At 63.4% G+C, this 17,098-nt stretch carries 19 protein-coding genes; 15 read left to right on the top strand and 4 right to left on the bottom strand.

Annotated features, from left to right (window positions below; genetic code table 11):
• Window positions 1-262 precede the first annotated feature (262 nt).
• From pqqA to pqqE, 5 genes are read left to right on the top strand one after another with little or no spacing between them, the layout of a single operon-like run.
• Entirely contained in the window at window positions 263-361 is a 99-nt protein-coding gene (pqqA, locus tag HEP69_RS16500) for a pyrroloquinoline quinone precursor peptide PqqA (protein ID WP_012177128.1), read from the top strand.
• 25 nt (window positions 362-386) lie between these two features.
• Complete coding sequence (pqqB, locus tag HEP69_RS16495) at window positions 387-1,280, top strand: pyrroloquinoline quinone biosynthesis protein PqqB (RefSeq protein WP_290559623.1); 894 nt, start codon at window positions 387-389, stop codon at window positions 1,278-1,280.
• Window positions 1,281-2,030 carry a pyrroloquinoline-quinone synthase PqqC gene (gene pqqC / locus HEP69_RS16490; RefSeq protein WP_290559622.1) on the top strand — a complete coding sequence of 250 codons (750 nt, stop codon included), beginning with the start codon at window positions 1,281-1,283 and terminating at the stop codon, window positions 2,028-2,030.
• 1 nt (window position 2,031) lies between these two features.
• Window positions 2,032-2,307, top strand: a complete 276-nt coding sequence (pqqD, locus tag HEP69_RS16485; RefSeq protein WP_290559621.1) for a pyrroloquinoline quinone biosynthesis peptide chaperone PqqD — start codon at window positions 2,032-2,034, stop codon at window positions 2,305-2,307.
• Window positions 2,304-3,410 (top strand): pyrroloquinoline quinone biosynthesis protein PqqE, encoded by a 1,107-nt coding sequence (gene pqqE / locus HEP69_RS16480; protein WP_290559620.1) that lies wholly within the window; start codon window positions 2,304-2,306, stop codon window positions 3,408-3,410. The genes pqqD and pqqE overlap by 4 nt, the downstream gene beginning before the upstream one ends.
• A 170-nt stretch (window positions 3,411-3,580) precedes the next feature.
• Here the strand turns inward: pqqE and HEP69_RS16475 are convergent, their stop codons facing one another.
• From HEP69_RS16475 to HEP69_RS16465, 3 genes are all read right to left on the bottom strand, one after another.
• A complete protein-coding gene (locus HEP69_RS16475; RefSeq protein ID WP_290559619.1) occupies window positions 3,581-4,528 on the bottom strand; it encodes a 1-phosphofructokinase family hexose kinase in 948 nt (315 codons plus the stop codon).
• Window positions 4,529-5,167: 639 nt separating this feature from the next.
• On the bottom strand, window positions 5,168-5,485 hold the full coding sequence (locus tag HEP69_RS16470) for an AAA family ATPase (RefSeq protein ID WP_290559618.1): 318 nt from the start codon (window positions 5,483-5,485) through the stop codon (window positions 5,168-5,170).
• Between the two features lie 67 nt (window positions 5,486-5,552).
• Complete coding sequence (locus HEP69_RS16465; protein WP_290559617.1) at window positions 5,553-6,179, bottom strand: TetR/AcrR family transcriptional regulator; 627 nt, start codon at window positions 6,177-6,179, stop codon at window positions 5,553-5,555.
• A gap of 126 nt (window positions 6,180-6,305) precedes the next feature.
• On the opposite strand from HEP69_RS16465, the gene HEP69_RS16460 reads away from it, so the two are divergent.
• From HEP69_RS16460 to repC, 8 genes are all read left to right on the top strand, one after another.
• Window positions 6,306-7,361, top strand: a complete 1,056-nt coding sequence (locus HEP69_RS16460) for an extracellular solute-binding protein (RefSeq protein WP_290559616.1) — start codon at window positions 6,306-6,308, stop codon at window positions 7,359-7,361.
• Window positions 7,337-8,200 (top strand): ABC transporter permease, encoded by an 864-nt coding sequence (locus HEP69_RS16455; protein ID WP_290559615.1) that lies wholly within the window; start codon window positions 7,337-7,339, stop codon window positions 8,198-8,200. Before HEP69_RS16460 ends, HEP69_RS16455 begins: the two co-directional genes overlap by 25 nt.
• A complete protein-coding gene (locus HEP69_RS16450; protein ID WP_290559614.1) occupies window positions 8,197-8,970 on the top strand; it encodes an ABC transporter permease in 774 nt (257 codons plus the stop codon). The genes HEP69_RS16455 and HEP69_RS16450 overlap by 4 nt, the downstream gene beginning before the upstream one ends.
• Entirely contained in the window at window positions 8,967-10,007 is a 1,041-nt protein-coding gene (locus HEP69_RS16445) for an ABC transporter ATP-binding protein (protein ID WP_290559613.1), read from the top strand. Before HEP69_RS16450 ends, HEP69_RS16445 begins: the two co-directional genes overlap by 4 nt.
• Before the next feature lie 62 nt (window positions 10,008-10,069).
• On the top strand, window positions 10,070-10,798 hold the full coding sequence (locus tag HEP69_RS16440) for an MBL fold metallo-hydrolase (protein WP_290559612.1): 729 nt from the start codon (window positions 10,070-10,072) through the stop codon (window positions 10,796-10,798).
• 167 nt (window positions 10,799-10,965) lie between these two features.
• On the top strand, window positions 10,966-12,153 hold the full coding sequence (gene repA, locus HEP69_RS16435; protein ID WP_290559611.1) for a plasmid partitioning protein RepA: 1,188 nt from the start codon (window positions 10,966-10,968) through the stop codon (window positions 12,151-12,153).
• Window positions 12,150-13,163 (top strand): plasmid partitioning protein RepB, encoded by a 1,014-nt coding sequence (gene repB / locus HEP69_RS16430; RefSeq protein ID WP_290559610.1) that lies wholly within the window; start codon window positions 12,150-12,152, stop codon window positions 13,161-13,163. The genes repA and repB overlap by 4 nt, the downstream gene beginning before the upstream one ends.
• Before the next feature lie 176 nt (window positions 13,164-13,339).
• Entirely contained in the window at window positions 13,340-14,539 is a 1,200-nt protein-coding gene (gene repC, locus HEP69_RS16425; RefSeq protein WP_290559609.1) for a plasmid replication protein RepC, read from the top strand.
• A 349-nt stretch (window positions 14,540-14,888) separates the two neighbouring features.
• On the opposite strand, the gene HEP69_RS16420 is transcribed toward repC, so the two are convergent.
• Window positions 14,889-15,893 (bottom strand): tyrosine-type recombinase/integrase, encoded by a 1,005-nt coding sequence (locus HEP69_RS16420; protein WP_290559656.1) that lies wholly within the window; start codon window positions 15,891-15,893, stop codon window positions 14,889-14,891.
• 256 nt (window positions 15,894-16,149) lie between these two features.
• Between HEP69_RS16420 and HEP69_RS16415 the strand changes: the two genes are divergently transcribed.
• Window positions 16,150-16,575 carry a hypothetical protein gene (locus HEP69_RS16415; RefSeq protein ID WP_290559608.1) on the top strand — a complete coding sequence of 142 codons (426 nt, stop codon included), beginning with the start codon at window positions 16,150-16,152 and terminating at the stop codon, window positions 16,573-16,575.
• Entirely contained in the window at window positions 16,556-17,035 is a 480-nt protein-coding gene (locus HEP69_RS16410; RefSeq protein ID WP_290559607.1) for a transposase family protein, read from the top strand. The genes HEP69_RS16415 and HEP69_RS16410 overlap by 20 nt, the downstream gene beginning before the upstream one ends.
• Window positions 17,036-17,098: the final 63 nt, after the last annotated feature.

The following is a 17,098-nucleotide window of genomic DNA, read 5'->3' as shown; positions in this document are numbered from 1 at the left end:
ATGGCAAAGACCGGATAACGCAAACGTGGTCGCGGTTCAGGTCCGATACGCTGGCAATGGACGTAAAGAGCCATATCTTGGTTGCGAAATCAGTATGTTACAAAATAGGAGGATCTCTTTTGGTGGCTGGAACGACGATGAATGACAGGGGCCAAGACAGGCCAGGATCCGCCCGTTCCCTGGAATTTAGGAGTCGCCTTTCTTGCCCCGCTCTGCCAGCTTGTACGTCAACACAAACCGCTATTTTTGGGAGGAAACACTCATGGCCTGGACCAAACCGATCATCCGCGAAATCGAATGCGGAATGGAGATCAACATGTATGGACCCGACAGCGACGAAGAACGCGAAGTCCTGTTCTGAACGCGTCTGCGCGCGGGGGTCATAGATGGCGTTCCGCGCGCAGATACTGGGGGCCGCTGCCGGGGGTGGCCTGCCGCAGTGGAACTGTGGATGTGACAATTGCAATCTCGCGCGCGGCGGTGCGATCCCGTCCCTGACACAGTCTTCGCTGGCGGTGTCCGCGGATGGCGCATCCTGGGCCATTTTGAACGCGTCCCCGGATATCCGTGGGCAGATGGCGCAAGCGCGCGTCCTTCATCCGACAGGGTTGCGCCGGCTTCCGTTACGCGCAGTGCTGGTCACCAATGGCGATATCGACCATGTCGCGGGCCTGCTCAGCCTGCGCGAGATGCAGTCTTTCACCCTGTTCGCCACTGCCGGCATTCACGATGTGCTGGCCCAGAATCCGATCTTCGATGCGCTCAACCCATCGGTTGTGGCGCGAAAGACCATCGCCCTTGATCAACCGTTTGAACTGTCGCCCGGGCTGATGGCCAGGCTCTTTGCCGTGCCGGGCAAGGTGCCGCTCTATCTTGAGGGGGACGCGGTGCAGACCGACCTGATCGGCGATCAGACCGTCGGCGTTGAACTTGTGGCCGAGGGCAAATCCGCGTTCTACATCCCCGGCTGCGCGATGCTGAATGACGACCTGCGCGACCGGCTGCGTGGGGCCAACCTGCTCTTTTTTGACGGCACCCTCTGGCGCGATGACGAGATGGTGCGCGCGGGCCTGGGCGAAAAGACCGGCAGGCGCATGGGCCATATGTCGATGAGCGGCCCGGATGGTTCCATCGCCGCGTTCCGGGACATGGGGATTGCCCGCAAGATCTTTGTGCATATGAACAACACCAACCCGGTGCTGCGTCCCGCGTCCGACGAAAAAGCACAGGCCGAGGCCGCGGGCTGGATCATCGGCCAGGACGGAATGGAGATCACCTAGATGACCCCAAGCCGCGACGCGTTTGAAGCCCGCCTGCGCCAGATCGGGGCCGAGCGTTATCATGATCTGCACCCGTTCCACGACCTTTTGCATGGCGGCGGCTGCACGCCCGATCAGGTGCGCGCCTGGGTGATCAACCGCTACTATTACCAGCACGCCATCCCGATGAAGGACGCCGCCTTCATGAGCCGGGTGGACTGCCCCGATCTGCGGCGCCAATGGCGCGCGCGTATCGAGGATCACGACGGCACCGCCGAGAATGAAGGGGGCATCCGCCGCTGGCTGCGGCTGGCCGAGGCAGTGGGGCTTGACCCCGATTATGTCGCCTCGCGCAAGGGGGTGTTGCCCGCGACGACATTCGCGGTCGATGCCTATGTCCGCTTTGTGCGCGAAAAGACCCTGCTCGAAGCGGTGGCGTCGTCCCTGACCGAACTTTTCGCGCCCAGGATCCATGCCAGCCGGATCGAGGGCCTTCTGAGGAACTACGATTTCGCGGATGACAGCTCGCTCAGCTATTTCAGCACCCGGCTGAAAGAAGCGCCCAAAGACGTGGCTTTCGGCCTTGCCTGGGTCCTTGATCATGCGGATACCGCCGACAAGCAGGACGCAGCGGCACAGGCGCTGATCTTCAAGACGGATGTGCTCTGGGCGCAGCTCGATGCGCTTTGGGGGGCCTATGTCGAACCCGCGCGCATCCCGCCCGGCGCCTGGGTCCCGGGTCAGGGGCTGGGCCTGAAAGAGGCGTCCTGAAATGCGCGAGACCGACATACCCGTCCTGCCGCGTGGCGTGCGCCTGCATCACGACACTGTGCGCGACACATGGGTCCTGCTGGCCCCCGAACGCGCCGTGACGCTGGATGCGGTGGGCCATGCGATCCTGTCGGAGGTCGATGGCACACGCAGCTTTGGCGAGATCACGAACACCCTCGCCGCACGCTATGACGCGCCCGTCGACCAGATCCGAAAAGACAGCGCCGGTTTTCTGGGCGCGCTGCGCACCCGTCTTTATCTGGATGTGACCGAATGACCGTCGCACCCCCCATCGCCATGCTGGCCGAGCTGACCCATCGTTGTCCGCTGTCATGCCCCTATTGCTCCAACCCGGTGCAGATGGCGCGGCAGGCGGCCGAACTCGACACCGCCACATGGGCGCGGGTGTTTTGCGAGGCGGCGGACCTGGGTGTCTTGCAGCTCCATCTTTCGGGCGGTGAGCCTGCGTCGCGCCGGGATCTGACCCAGCTTGTGGCCGCCGCCCGTGCCGCGGGTCTTTACACCAACCTGATCACCTCCGGGATCGGCCTCACCGAACGGCGCCTGGCGGCGCTGGATGCGGCTGGCCTCGATCATGTGCAACTGTCGCTGCAAGGCACAGATCCCGAAATGGCCGATGAGATTGGCGGTTACGCGGGTGGCTTCGCGCGCAAGATGCAGGTGGCCGCGTGGATCGGAGACATCGGGTTTCCGCTCACGCTCAATGTGGTCCTCCACCGCCGCAACCTGCATCAACTGCCGCGCGCGCTGGACATGGCGCGGGAGATGGGCGCCCGCCGCATCGAAATCGCGACCGTGCAGTTCCATGGCTGGGCGCTGAAAAACCGCGATGCGCTGATGCCGACGCGCGATCAGGCGCGCGAGGCTACCCGGATCGTCAAAGAGGCGCGCGCGCGGCTCAAGGGGCAGCTTGTGATCGACTATGTGCCGGCCGATTATCACGAGGAGTATCCCAAGCGCTGCATGGGGGGCTGGGGGACATCCGGCCTCAACATCACCCCCGACGGCAAGGTCCTGCCTTGCCATGCCGCCGAGACGATCCCGCATCTGAGCTTTGACCGGGTCGCGGATAAACCGCTTGGCGAGATCTGGTACAAGGGGGCCGCGTTCAACGCCTATCGCGGCACCGGCTGGATGTCCGAGCCATGCCAGAGCTGTGCGCGCAAGACGATCGACTTCGGCGGATGCCGCTGTCAGGCGATGGCCATCCTGGGCGATCCCTCGGCCACGGATCCGGTTTGCGTCAAGTCGCCCCATCACAGCGCCTTGCAGGCGCAGGCTCAGACTCACGCCGCTCAGGCCGATGCGCCACTGGTCTATCGCAAATCCCCGGGCGGAAACACCGACCCTGCCGGATAATCCGATCACGGCACCGGCAGCCGGTAACCGGCACTGTGCGACATTGCCAGTCGCAGTCCAAACGCCTTGGGGCCTCATCTGTCGTCTATTGCAACTGCGATATCCCCCAGGACCGGGTCAAGGCGCCCCAAAAGATCGGACCCTTCGATCAGGACGGCCCTTCGCCTTTCTTACACCTTGGCAAGGGTGCAGCTTTCAAAAAGTGCCTGCACGTCGGCCAGCGCGAACAGCGCGGTGCCTTCGGTGCCGACTGTCGCACTGGCCGCCGCAACGCCCCAGCGCAGCGCCTGATCCGGGGTGTCGCCTCTGGCCAGGGCCAGCGTCATCGCGCCAACCAGGGCATCGCCCGCCCCGATCTTGCTGCGCACCGGCCCGGCGGCGGCCCGGCAATGATACCGGGCGGTCTGGGTCACCATGATCGACCCTTCCGCGCCCTGTCCCGTCACCACCATCCGCGCCACACCCCGCGCCACCAGATCGGATGCGAAGGCCACAGAGTGGTCAAGCGTCTCCATCTCGCGACGGGCCGCCTGCGCGGCTTCTCTTCGGTCAAGGCGAAGCAAGAGCGCGGGCGCCGAGGGTTCGGCGATCACTCTGGCCAGCGCGGCCTTGGACGTATCCATGATCAGCCGATCGGTCCGCGGCGCAATCGCGGCCTGAATGCGTTGTGGAAAATCGTCTCCCAGACCGGGGGCGACACCGCCGCTCAGCACGACATAACCGTCTTCGGGGGCGGCCCGGGCGATGGTTTGCAGCAACAGATCGCCATCGGCCCGCCCCAGGGTGTGCCCCGGCACGCTAAAGCGGAATTGCGCGCCGTTACTCTCGTCGGTCACGGCAAAGCTTTGCCGCGTTTCGCCGCCGACGGGCACCGGCAGCGTGTCCACATCCTCAGTGGCCAGCAGATCAAGCAGGCGCTCTCCCGTGGCGCCGCCCACCGCCAGCAGGGCGGTCGCCCGCCCGCCAAGTATGCGGATCGCCCGGGCTACGTTGACGCCGCCGCCGCCGGGATCCACTCTGGGCGATGAGGTATACAGTTTCGGCCCCGCCACAACCCGCGCAACCGATGTGGCAAGATCGATGGACGGGTTCAGCGTGATTGTCAGAATGTCGGCCACCGCAGCCCCTTCTCTTTGGATGCAAGCCTGGGCGCCCTGCCTTCCCACCGGATTGAGATTGCTCACATCCGCAGCATCGCGCCCGCGCTGGTCTGGGATAGAAAGCGGGATCGCGTGACGACGCAACCGCTGATTTTCGGGGATCGCGCCCGATCAGCGGCAGCTGGCGCTTGGCGCAATTACCAATGGCGCGGCTCGATGGATCTAAATCACCCCGGATGCCGGGGATACCGGCAACAGCGAACGGTCAGACCCTCGTCTGTCGTCTCTATGCCATGCAGGCCAACGAACCGATTCAGACGGAATACGGGCGGCTCAAAGCTCCATAAAAACGCTCTGATGGCGCAAAGCCGAAGCGACATGCGGGGCCTGCGCATGGCCATGGATCGGGCGCGGCGACGTATCCCGACGGTGTCGAGATGATCGAAAGGCTGGTCTCGTGCCGATCCTGCGGGATGTGGCGCGCCGCAGGCAAGGCTATAGGGTGCGCAGCCGATCAAGGGCACCCGCCACGGGCACCGCGCGCAGGCCGCCGGGCCCGGGGACCTCGCGATCCCGGCCGCGTTCAGCAGCCCGCCCGGCCAAGGAGTCCGCGCTTTGCTGCAAAAGCGTGTTGGAGGCCAACCCCAACAGCAGCAATTACCCGGCGCGATGCCCCTTGCGGCGGCGGCGGTCAATCTGCCCCCTCAGCGCGCCGAACAGGCCCGGTATCAACTGAACCTCATCAATCACGACCAGACGCCCCATCTGCTCATCCAAGTAAAGATCGGGCTCGTCGAGGATCTGTCTGTCCGCTCTGCGCTCCATATCCAGATAGACGGCGTCGCGCGCCTCGGCGATATCCTGAGCCAGCGTGGTCTTGCCCACCTGGCGCGGCCCCAGCAGGACGACGCCCGCTTGGTCTGCCAGCGCGCGTTCGATGCGGCTCTGATGGGTTCGGGTGATCTTACCTTGCATTTGTTCCATCATGTGGAAGATTTGCAAGGTTTTCTGCCGCAAGGATGAGGATGCCTCCGACGCGTTGTCAGCCCGGCCCCGCCCTGGCGATCAAATCGGCAACAGGGCGGGTCTGCTCCGCGACCCGCGCGCGCAGCGTCTCAAGGCTCATCGCGTCGTCTTTGACGAACTCGATAAACATCTGGTTGAGATTGTTAAAGATCACCTGGCCAAGCGGTTCCGCATCAAGATCGGCCTTGACCTCGCCGCGCGCCTGAAGCGCGCGAATAAGATCGGTCACCTGTGCCGACAGACGCGCATCCAACGCGCTATAGCGCTGGCCGTTGGGGGTTTGCGGGGCCTGGATCGACAGCGCCATGGCGGTGCGCCACATCTCTTTTGACAGATACTCCAGCGAATGATCGTAATAGCCAAAGATCAACTGCAACAGGGCATCCCCAACCCCGGCGGGCGGGTCGGCGACGATTGTCGCGCCCGAGGCAAGCACCTCCTCGACCTCCATTGCGACCGTGGCGATCAGGATATCGCCCTTGGTGTTGTAATAGTTATAGACCGTGCCAACCGACACTTCGGCCATCTCGGCCAAATCCTCGATTCGCACCGCGCGGTACCCATCTGCCCGAAATTGCGTCACCGCAGCCTCAAGGATGCGTCTTTTGCGGTCGGCCTTTTGTTTTTCACGCAGTCCGGTCATGGCGATCCATCAAGAATTGAGCGCGGTGGTAAAAATAGTGTTGACTGTAAAATTGAATGACTTCAACTTTTTTCGTAATGCGCCGCGCCTGTGCGGCCAACCCATAATCCGACCGGGAGACATCACATGAACCGCCTGCCCTCGTTTCTTCTTTGCTCCGCAGCGCTTTTTCTTGCGACCAGCCCCGCCACCGCCCAGCAAGAGCTGAATGCGCTGGTCTGGTGCGACCATACCGACCCGGCGCTGATCGAACCGTTCGAGGCCGCCCACAACGTCAAGGTGAACCTGCGCGAATACGAGGGCACCGGCGCCGCCCTGGCCCTGCTGGAACAGTCCCGGCCCGGCGATTGGGATGTGCTGGTGATCGACGGGATCGACGTGTTCCGCGCCGTCGAAGGCGGCATTCTGGCCCCCCTGCCCGAGGATGCGCTGCCCATCGCTGACTTCTTCCCCGAAGTCGTGATGGCCGAGAACAACACCGTCGATGGCGTCACCTATGCCGTGACCGAGAAATTCGGCTACAACACGATCTCGTATAATGCTGACAAGGTCGATCCGGCGGATATGCAAGACCTCGCAACCGTCTGGTCCGAGACATATCAGGGCCGGATTTCGATCTATGACTATTATCTGCCGCTGATCGGGCTGGCCGCGATTTCCGCGGGCATCCCAACGGCCGAGATCGGCGCCGATGATCTTGACGCCATTGGCGAGGTTCTGTCGACCATGCGCGGCCGGGCGGCCTCTGTCGCGGGCGTGGTTGCCGCGCAAACGGCGCTGGCCACCGGAGAGGTGGATATCGTTGTCGGCGGCGGCGAATGGCTGACAGCCGTACTGGCCGAGGATCAGCCCGAACTGACCTGGACCATCCCCGATCAGGGTGCGGTTCGCTGGGCCCAGTCGATCGGCATCGTCCAAGGCACATCCCAGCCCGACCTCGCGCTGGAGTTCATCAAATACATCACCAGCCCCGAAGGTCAGGCCCGGCTGGCCACGTCCTCGTGTTTCTGGGGGATGCCCGCCAACGCCAAGGCGGGCGAGATCCTGACAGACGCGCAAAAGGCGGTGCTGCGCTGGGACGAACAGCCCGGCTATCTGGCCCGGACCCAGCTTTATCCCGCGCCTGACACCGATCTTGACATCGAGATGCAGGATCTGTGGCTGAACACGCTGCAACAGTGACGCAGACCGCCCGTGGCTGGGGCTTTGTCGCCCCGGCCCTTCTCTGGACATTTGCCTTTTTCATCCTGCCCCTTATCGTGATGGGCGCGATGAGCCTGGCCACACTGGATGGCCGGACGCTGGTCTGGGGGCTGTCGCTGGCCAATTACGCCGAACTGGCGGAAAAAGCCTATCTCTGGCGCGCCATCCTCGTGTCGCTTGAGATCACGCTGACGGTCACAATCGTCTCGGTCCTGTTGGCCTATCCGCTGGCCTGGATCATTGCGTTTCGCGTGCCCAAGCGCTGGCAGCGGCTGACCCTCCTGTTGGCGATCCTGCCGTTCTGGACCTCCTACGTGGTGCGATCTTATGCGTGGCTGCTGGTGCTCGCGCGTGAAGGGGTGGTGAACCAGACGCTGCTCAACCTGGGCCTCATCGCCGAGCCGCTGACGCTTGCCAACACGCGCTTTGCCACGATCACCGGCTTTGTCCATTTCTTCGTCATGCTGCTGACGCTGACCATCTATGCCAACCTGATCCAGCTTTCGCCGAATTACCGCCGCGCAGCGATGGATCTGGGGGCCAGTGCGTTTCAGACGTTTCGCCACGTGATCCTGCCGCTGACCCTGCCGGGCATCGTCACAGGCGCCTTTCTGACCTTTGTGCTGTGCATCGGAGACTATGTCACGCCGCAGATCCTGGGCGGCAATACCGAACTGACCGTGCCGCAGGTGATCATGGTCCAGCTTGGGCGCCGCGCCGATTTTCCGCTTGCCTCGGCGCTGGCCATCGTTCTGATGGGCATCGTGACACTGGCCTACCTGGCCTGCGCCCGCTGGCTGAGGCTCGACCGGATATGAGACACGCCCTGCCCTGGCTCTATCTCATGGCCGCTTTCGTGTTCATCTACCTGCCGGTTGCGGTGCTGGTGCTGTTTTCGTTTCAGGATGGCAATCTGCCGGTGCCGCCGTTTCAGGGGCCGTCGCTGCGCTGGTATGCCGACATCCTGGGGGATGACGATCTGACAGGCGCGCTGGCGCACTCGCTGCTGGTTGCTCTCGGCGCCTCCACGCTGGCTGTGGTGCTGGGCTTTCTGGCGGCCTACGGGCTGGCCCGCCACATCCTGCCCGGATCGGCGCTGCTGCGCGGGGTGCTGATCGCGCCGCTCACGGTCAGCTACTTGATTGTCGGTCTGGGCCTTCTGATCGTGCTGACGCGCGCGGGGCTGGGGCTGTCGCTGCTCACAGCCGGGATCGGGCATGTGGTCATCAACCTGCCGCTGGCTTTCGCGATCATCTATGCCTCGATGGGCGCACAGCAGCAAAACGCCGAACGCGCCGCGCGCGATCTGGGTGCGGATGAGGCGCGCGTGATCCTGCTGATCACCGTTCCGATGCTGGCGCCCGCCATCGCGGCCGCGTTCTTTCTGTCGGTCACGCTCAGCTGGGATGAGTTCATCATCGCCTTCCTGCTCACCCGCTTCGACGTCACCCTGCCGGTCGAAATCTGGTCGATGCTCCGCTCCGGGCTTTCGCCCCGGCTGAACGCCATCGGCAGCCTTGTCTTTCTGATCTCGGTCGTGGTCGTTCTGAGTGTCGAGCTTTTCTTTGCAAGGGGACGCCGCTCATGACAGCTCCGGTGCTGCTGACGGGTATCGACCACTGGTTCGGTCCGTTCCACGCGCTCAAGGATATCGCCCTCCAGATCGAGGCGGGGGAGTACATCACCCTTCTGGGCCCCTCGGGGTGCGGCAAGACCACGCTCCTGTCGGTGCTGGGCGGCTTTATCGACCCGTCCCGGGGGCAGGTTCTGATCGGCGGGCGCGACATGACCCATGTCGCCCCGGCCCGCCGTCCCACGACCACGATGTTTCAGGACTATGCGCTGTTTCCGCATATGAGCCTGCGCGACAATGTGGGGTTCGGACTGCGCATGGGCGGCATGGCCCGCCGCGCCCGCCACGCCCGGGCCGAGGCTCTGCTTGATCTTGTCGGGCTGGCCGGGGCCGCATCCAGGCGCCCGCATGAGATGTCGGGCGGCCAGCGCCAGCGCGTCGCCCTCGCCCGGGCATTGGCAGTCGAACCGGATGTGCTGTTGCTGGACGAACCGCTTGGCGCGCTCGACCTCAAGCTCAGGCGCGCGATGCAGGACGAACTCAAAGCGATCCAGCGCAAGGTCGGCACCACCTTTGTCCATGTCACTCACGATCAGGAGGAAGCCCTGGCCATCGCCGACAGGATCGTGGTGATGAACGCGGGCCGGATCGAGGATCAGGGCCCGCCGATGCGCATCTATCGCCAGCCCGCGACGCTGTTTGCCGCCGATTTCATGGGCGAGATGAACCATATCCCCGGATGCGGGGCCGGCTCGGGGATCGACACGCCCCTCGGGTCGCTGGCGCTTGGCGGGCACGGGACAGGCCCCGTCAATGTCTGCATCCGGCCCGAGGCGATCCGTCCAGGTGACGGTCCCGTCCCGCTTGGCCCCGCACGGGTGAAGACGGCGGCCTTCTTTGGCACCCACATCCGCGCGCATCTCAGCATGGATGCCGACCCCGACAGGGTCCTGATCGCCCATCTTCCCCCCGGTCGCTTGCCTGGCGAGGGCGAAACGATGATGCTGTCGGCGGATGCGGACGCCTTTTGCGTCTTTGCAGCAGAGGATTAGAGAACGATGATGCTGTCGGCGGATGCGGACGCCTTTTGCGTCTTTGCAGCAGAGGATTAGAGATGGAGCGCGCCCGCCCCGAAGACTGGTACAGGATCCGCCGCGTCGGTGATGAAGTCACGCTCATCGACGAGCCGCATATCCAAGAGTTCTACCGTTGCAATGTCTGGCATGTTCGCGGCCGCGACCGCGATATGCTGGTCGATAGCGGCATGGGCGTCGTCTCGCTGCGCGAGTGGGTGCCGCTGGTGACGGAACGGGCGCTGACCGCCGTGGCCAGCCACACTCATTTCGATCATATCGGCTGTCATCACGAATTTGACGATCGCGCCGTACACCGGGCCGAGGCCGACATTCTCGCCCATCCCGACCGTGCCGCGATCCTGGCCGATCCTTATGTAACGGACGACATCTTTCACTGCCTTCCGCCCCTGCCCTATGCGTCCGCAACATATGACGTGCGCGCCGCCCCTGCCACCCGCCTGCTTGACGATGGCGATATCGTCGATCTGGGCGACCGGCATTTCGAGGTCATCCATACCCCCGGCCATTCGCCCGGCGGCATCGCTCTTTGGGAACAGGCGACGGGTATCCTGTTTTCCGGCGATATCGTCTATGACGGGCCGCTGATCGAAGACACCTACCACGCCAACGCCGCCGACTATCACGCGTCGATGGTGCGCCTTTACGATCTGCCGGTGCGGGTTGTGCATGGCGGCCACTTCCCCAGCTACGGGCGCGTCCGGCATCGCGAGATCATCAAAAACTGGCTCGACGAGAAAGAGCGTTAAGGGCGCGCCCCTCCGATCCGGTATGGCGCGCCGCTTGTGTGCCCCGTGCCGAAAAGACACCATATGTGGAAATACCTTGCGCGAATCCGCTTGTTGCGGCAATAGTCACGAAAAGAAGCATAAAAACGCCAGAAACCGTGAACACGTCACGGGAGGTGATAGGGCAGATGAACAAGATCTTTGCGCAAGATGACCTGAACGCAGTCATAAGGCAACATTCCGAGGCGCTCGCGACGCAGCTTCATGCGCAGCGCGAGAGCCTGTTTCCCCCCGACGCCGCCAAAACCATGCGCACCTTCACCAGCGGAGAGGCCGCCGCCCTTCTGGGTGTCAACGACAGCTATCTGCGCAAGCTGCATCTGGATGGCAAAGGCCCCATACCCGAAGTCACCCCGGGCAACCGGCGGCATTACTCGGCGCACGATATCCAGGCGTTGCGGGTGCTGCTGGAAAAGACCGCGCGCAGATCCGGCGATTACCTGCCGGGGCGGCGCGACGGCGACCATTTGCAGATCATCGGCGTGATGAACTTCAAGGGCGGCTCGGGCAAGACCACGACCTCGGCCCATCTGGCCCAGCGGCTGGCGCTCAAGGGCTACCGCGTGCTGGGCATCGATCTCGACCCGCAGGCCTCCTTCACCTCGTTACACGGGGTGCAGCCGGAATACGACCTGCCGCAGGGCGGCACGCTGTACGATGCCATCCGCTATGACGATCCGGTGCCGATCCGCGATGTGATCCGGCCCACCTATATCCCGAACCTCGATCTGATCCCAGGCAATCTCGAACTGATGGAGTTCGAGCATGACACCCCCCGCGCACTGGCGCAGGGCAATGCGGGCCTGTTCTTTTTCCGGGTGAAAGAGGCGCTGGCCCAGGTCGATGCCAATTACGATGTGGTGGTCATCGATTGCCCGCCGCAACTGGGGTTTCTGACCATGTCCGCGCTGTCGGCGGCCACCGGGGTGCTGGTGACGATCCATCCTGAAATGCTGGACGTGATGTCGATGTCGCAATTTCTGCGCATGACCGCCGATCTGATGGATGTGATCGCGGATTCGGGCGCGGATATGTCCCACGACTGGATGCGCTATCTGCTGACCCGGTACGAACCCACCGACGCACCGCAAAACCGGATCGTCGCCTTTCTGCGCACCATGTATGCCGAAAAGGTTCTGAATGCGCCGATGCTGAAATCCACCGCCATATCCGATGCGGGCCTGACCAAACAGACACTCTACGAGGTCGAGCGCAGCGCCTTCACCCGGTCCACCTATGACCGCGCGATGGAAAGCCTGAACGCCGTCAACGATGAAATCGCAGCGCTGATTCAGCAAACCTGGGGGCGCCCATGACACAGAACCGGAAAAAGCGGCTTTCGATGCTCGACAGCCTCGCCGCTGCGGGGGGGCCTGCGCCGTCCACCACGGCTCCGACCCCGTCGATGATGACCGCCAATCGGGCCCTGCGCTCGGCCCGCGATGCGGTGGATGGCCACAACGTCTGGGAGCTCGATCCCCGGACCATCGACGATACCCGCCTCACCGATCGGCTGGACCCGTCGGATATCTACGACCTGCGCGACGCGATCGAGGCGAACGGCCAGACCGTGCCCATCCTCGTGCGCCGCCATCCTACCGAACCCGACCGCTATCTGCTGGTCTATGGCCGCCGCAGGCTTGAGGCGATCCGCCAATCCGACAAGGTCGAGAAAGTCCGCGCCCTGGTCGCCACGCTCGACGACACCGCCGCTGTCCGGGCACAGATCTCGGAGAACATGGCCCGCCGCGATCTCAGCTATATCGAAAAGGCCCTCTTTGCCCGTGAATTGATCGAAGTCGGCTTTGGCACTCAGTCGCAGGTCGCCGAAGTGTTGACCGTGGCCAAATCGGCCATCTCGATGGCGCTGGCCATCGTCGATACCGTGACACCGGATCTTGCCCGCGCCATCGGTCCCGCCCATGGCGTGGGCCGCCCCCGGTGGGACACGCTGGCCAAGGCGATCGAAGCGACCCATCTCAGCCCCGATCACCTGATCCGCCTCGCCGAAGACGCCCACAGCCGGGCCGTCACTGACATGGTCACGGGCGCCGACACACAGACCGACCCGTCGCAGGCGGCGTTCGACACCGTGCTGGCCGAAGTCGCGCGCGGCGACGCCAAACCCAAACCACAGAAAAGCAAGGATAAACCCAAAGTCCGCTCGCTGCATGCAGCGGGGCAGCGGTTGGGTACCTTGCGCAAATCCGCGCAAGGCCTGCGTCTCGATATCGACGATGGCAGCTTTGCCGATTGGCTGGAACACAGGGCCGACAGCGTCCTGGAAGAGCTTCATTCGCGCTGGCAAAGGCGCGGAGAAGACTGAGAGCAAGAGCAGATAAAACAGGAGGCACGAACAGGTAAAGAAAAGGTCCCGCAAAGCGGATGCCCCACGAGACCAAATCTTGTTGTCTAGCACCCTCAGGATACTGGTCGGCACCCTTTCCCGCAAGTCATAAGTGATTCGCGGCGCGTCTTTTCTGTGCCACGTGACAGAATATCATGACCTATACGCCCATAACGTCGTTTCGGCGACCCATGGATGCTGCCCTGCTGGCACAGCAGTGCGCGGCGCAGCCCGACCTGCCGCCGCAGGGCGCCAACAAATGGGAGGTGCTGCGCGAGTTGGCCACCGCCCGTACCCGCCTGGGAGTGACCGACCGCGAGCTGACCGTGCTTCAGGCCCTGCTCAGCTTTCACCCAGGCACCATCCTTGGCGGCAACAGCGCCGATCTGGTTATCCATCCGTCCAATGCCGCGATCTGCGCCCGCCTGAACGGCATGCCCTGTTCGACCATGCGCCGCCACCTGGCGGGGCTGGTCCGTGCCGGGCTGATCCTGCGCCGCGACAGCCCGAATGGCAAACGCTATGCCCGGCGCTATGGCGACGCAAAAGAGGCGTTCGGCTTTGATCTCAGCCCCCTGCCCCGCCGGTTTGCAGAGATCTGCGCATTGGCCGAGGATACCCGCGCCGCGGAGCAACGCTATCAGCGCCTGCGCCAGTCGGTCAGCCTCATGCGGCGCGATTTGGCGGGTCTGGTGGCCTATGGGGCCGAGACGCGGCCTATGCCCCTCTGGGACCGGCTCGGCGATCTGGCGGTGCTCACCGCCCGTGCGCTGCGCCGCAAGCTAACACTGGAAGATCTCGACGCGATCCGGACGGATCTTGTCGATGCGTTGACCGAAGCACGTGACATTCTGGAGCCTCAGACACAAAATCTGAGCACCAATGACCACCATTCCGGGCAGCATTATCAGAATTCAAAGACAGACTCTTATGATCTTGAACCTTGCTTAAAAAAAGCAAAGGCGGACGAGGCCTGCTCCGCTGACATACCACGGTCAGAACCGGACCCCATGGTTACGGATCAGCATCTGCCCAATGTCCCGCTGGGCCTGGTCCTGGCCACATGCGCCGAGATTCAAACCTATGTGCCCGACAAGATCCGGCATTGGCATCAGCTTGTGCGCGCGGCCGACATCGTGCGTCCGATGATGGGCATCTCCCCATCCGCCTGGGAGGCCGCGCAACGCGCCATGGGCCCCGAGGAGGCCGCGGTAGTGGTGGCCGCCATGCTGGAACGGTTCGATCAGATTTCCTCGCCCGGGGGGTATTTGCGCAGCCTCACCCGCAAGGCCGAAGACGGCGCCTTCAGTTGCGGTCCGATGGTCATGGCGTTGATGCGGCGCGAGGCGGCATAGGGGGGGGTCGGCAGAAAGGATCGCGCGAGATCTGTGATTTGCCTCCCCGAGGATGTGGCGGGTCTCATCGTGCGCCCGCCGCCAAAAGAGGGTGGCACGCGAATGGGCAGGTTAAGCGGGGAAGGGTCCGGCCTGCACGGGTGTGGATCGGCTATCTCGCCGGATGGACTGCTCTGGCTTGCCAAGCGGTCTGGCCTGGTTCGGAATGGTCCACGGCCGGTTTGAGAGCAGAGAGGTGGCTCGTCCGTCAGTCCGGGACGGGGCGGGGCGGAAAGATCGCGGGTTCACAGCTGTGAACATATTCTTAACTGACCGCACAGTGCAGGAGTTCACAGCTGAGAACTCCCCATCACAGTCCCGCGGCCTTGGTCAGGTTGACCCGGAACCGGTCTCTGCGGCGTTGATAGCGGCGGGTCATTTCGGCGCTGGCGTGGCCAAGCTGTTTTTGCACATACCGCTCATCGACCTCGGCCGAACTGGCAAGCCCGGCGCGGAGGGAATGACCCGAGAACAGCGCGAGGCGATCAGCTTCGGGCAGCTCTGCACGGATGCCGCTCTTCAGCACCATCGCCTTGATCAGCCGGGCGACATGTTTGTCCGAAAGGCGCGCGTCCAGGGTGCGCTTGCCATCGCGCGAGGTCCGCACGAACACTGGCCCAAAATCGATCTTCGCAAAATGCAGCCACTGCTCCAGCGCATGGACCGGGCAAGTTTGCTCAGCCGATCCACGGCCAATCTCGACCTCACGCCAGCCGGTCTTGGCATTCAATGTCAGCACGACGCCGTCATCGAGGATCTCGATCCAGCCGCCGCTGCCGGGCGTGTCGTCCTTGCCCATATCCAGGCTGACGATCTCCGAGCGGCGCAAGCCACCGGCAAAGCCCAGCAGCAGGATCGCCCGATCCCTGAGCCCGCGCAGATCGAAGGGCAGACAAGCCACCATCGCCAGGATGTCCTCCGGCAGGACCGCCTCCTTCTGCACTGGCGGGCGCCCATGTTTGCGCTTGATCCCGGCCAGTACCGTGGCGATGTGGCGGTCCTTGCGGTTGAGAGAGAACCCGCGTTGCCCGTAATTCCAGCTGAGGCCAGAGAGACGCCGGTCTATGGTCGAGACAGTTAGGGCAGGGGACCCATTTGTCGGCGCGGCCAGATCGGCCAGATAGAGGCCGACCAGTTCGGGCGAGGGGGGCAGCGGGTCTGTTCCTCTCATCCTACACCACCGCGTGAAGTGACTCCAATCGGCCGCGTAAGCCCTGTTGGTGTTCTCGGCCGTCGAGGCTTTGGCGTAGCCACGTGCATTCTCAACCAACCGATCAAGCGTGCCTGATCCGGCGACATGCGCGGGCAAGGCGATCGGAGTGCTTTCCGAGTGATCCCTCTCGTCGCGCTCGTACTCAGCCGTCGTATCTGCAGACGCTGAGGTCGACGTCTCATGCTCTGTGTCGGACTGCTGGAATTCTTGAGACTGTGGGCCATTTGTTTTCAAGGGTTTGCCGGTTCTTCGTTTTTGAGATTGGGTCGGAATTCATGAGACTGTATGTCGTTCTTGTTTCATTTGTGGATTCTAATTTCATTATCGGACATAAGATAGTGTTTTCTGGGTTCAGGGCATGGTCGATCGTTTGGACATCGCCGCGGCGGATGATGACGCCTGGGAACAGGCGGTTCAGCGGGAAGCGGTGATCCGTCGGTTGACCACTCAGCAGCGTATCTCGCGTTCTGATTTCCTCGCAGCGTGCCGAGAGTTGGGGGTCAAACGTTCCCGCCTTTATGAGCTGATCCGGGCCTACAAGGCGCGCCCTCTCACCAGTTCGCTTCTGGCATCTTCGCCTGGAACGCAAACCGGGAGCCGCCGCCTACCGGATGAGATCGAAGCGGTGGTGTCGGAGGCGATCGATCAGTTTTTCAAGTCACCGTCCGAGCCCGAGCATCAACGCGCTTCACAAAGAGGTTCGCAGGCGATGTCGTGCAAAGGAGCTGAAGGCACCTTGCTGGTCTACACTGCGGAAGCGTGTGATGGCCCTGAACCCGGCTGAGCTGTCCGCGGCGCGAGAAGGGGCAAAGGTCGCGCGGCAACGCCATCGACCGGTGCCGGGCAGCTATCGGGTTGAGCGAGCCTATGAAGTTGTCCAGATCGATCACACGCTGGTCAATGTCATCGCTGTGGATCGGATCCATCGGAAGCCTTTGCAACGGCCTTGGCTGACGCTCGCGATCGATATCGCGAGCCGTATGGTGGCTGGTTTCTACCTGACCCTTGAGCCACCATCGGCGCTATCCGTCTCACTGGCCATCCAGCATGTGGTGCAGCCTAAGAGTGACTGGCTGAACGCCCTTGGGATCGACGCAGATTGGCCCTCCGCGGGCCTGCCGGAGACCATTCATGTCGACAACGCCAAGGAGTTCCGGTCCAAAGCGATGAAGCGGGGCGCTGAAGAGCATGGGATCTCGCTGCAGCACCGCCCGCCCGGCACACCGCGCTATGGCGGCATCTGACGCTGCCGCCGAACACGGGGGGGGGGGGCGCAGTGGGCCGGGCCGCGTCACAACAAAAAAAAC

The organism is Aestuariivita sp., from assembly GCF_021404545.1.
Classification (GTDB): domain Bacteria; phylum Pseudomonadota; class Alphaproteobacteria; order Rhodobacterales; family Rhodobacteraceae; genus Aestuariivita.
This window is presented reverse-complemented; position numbering and strand designations above follow the sequence as displayed.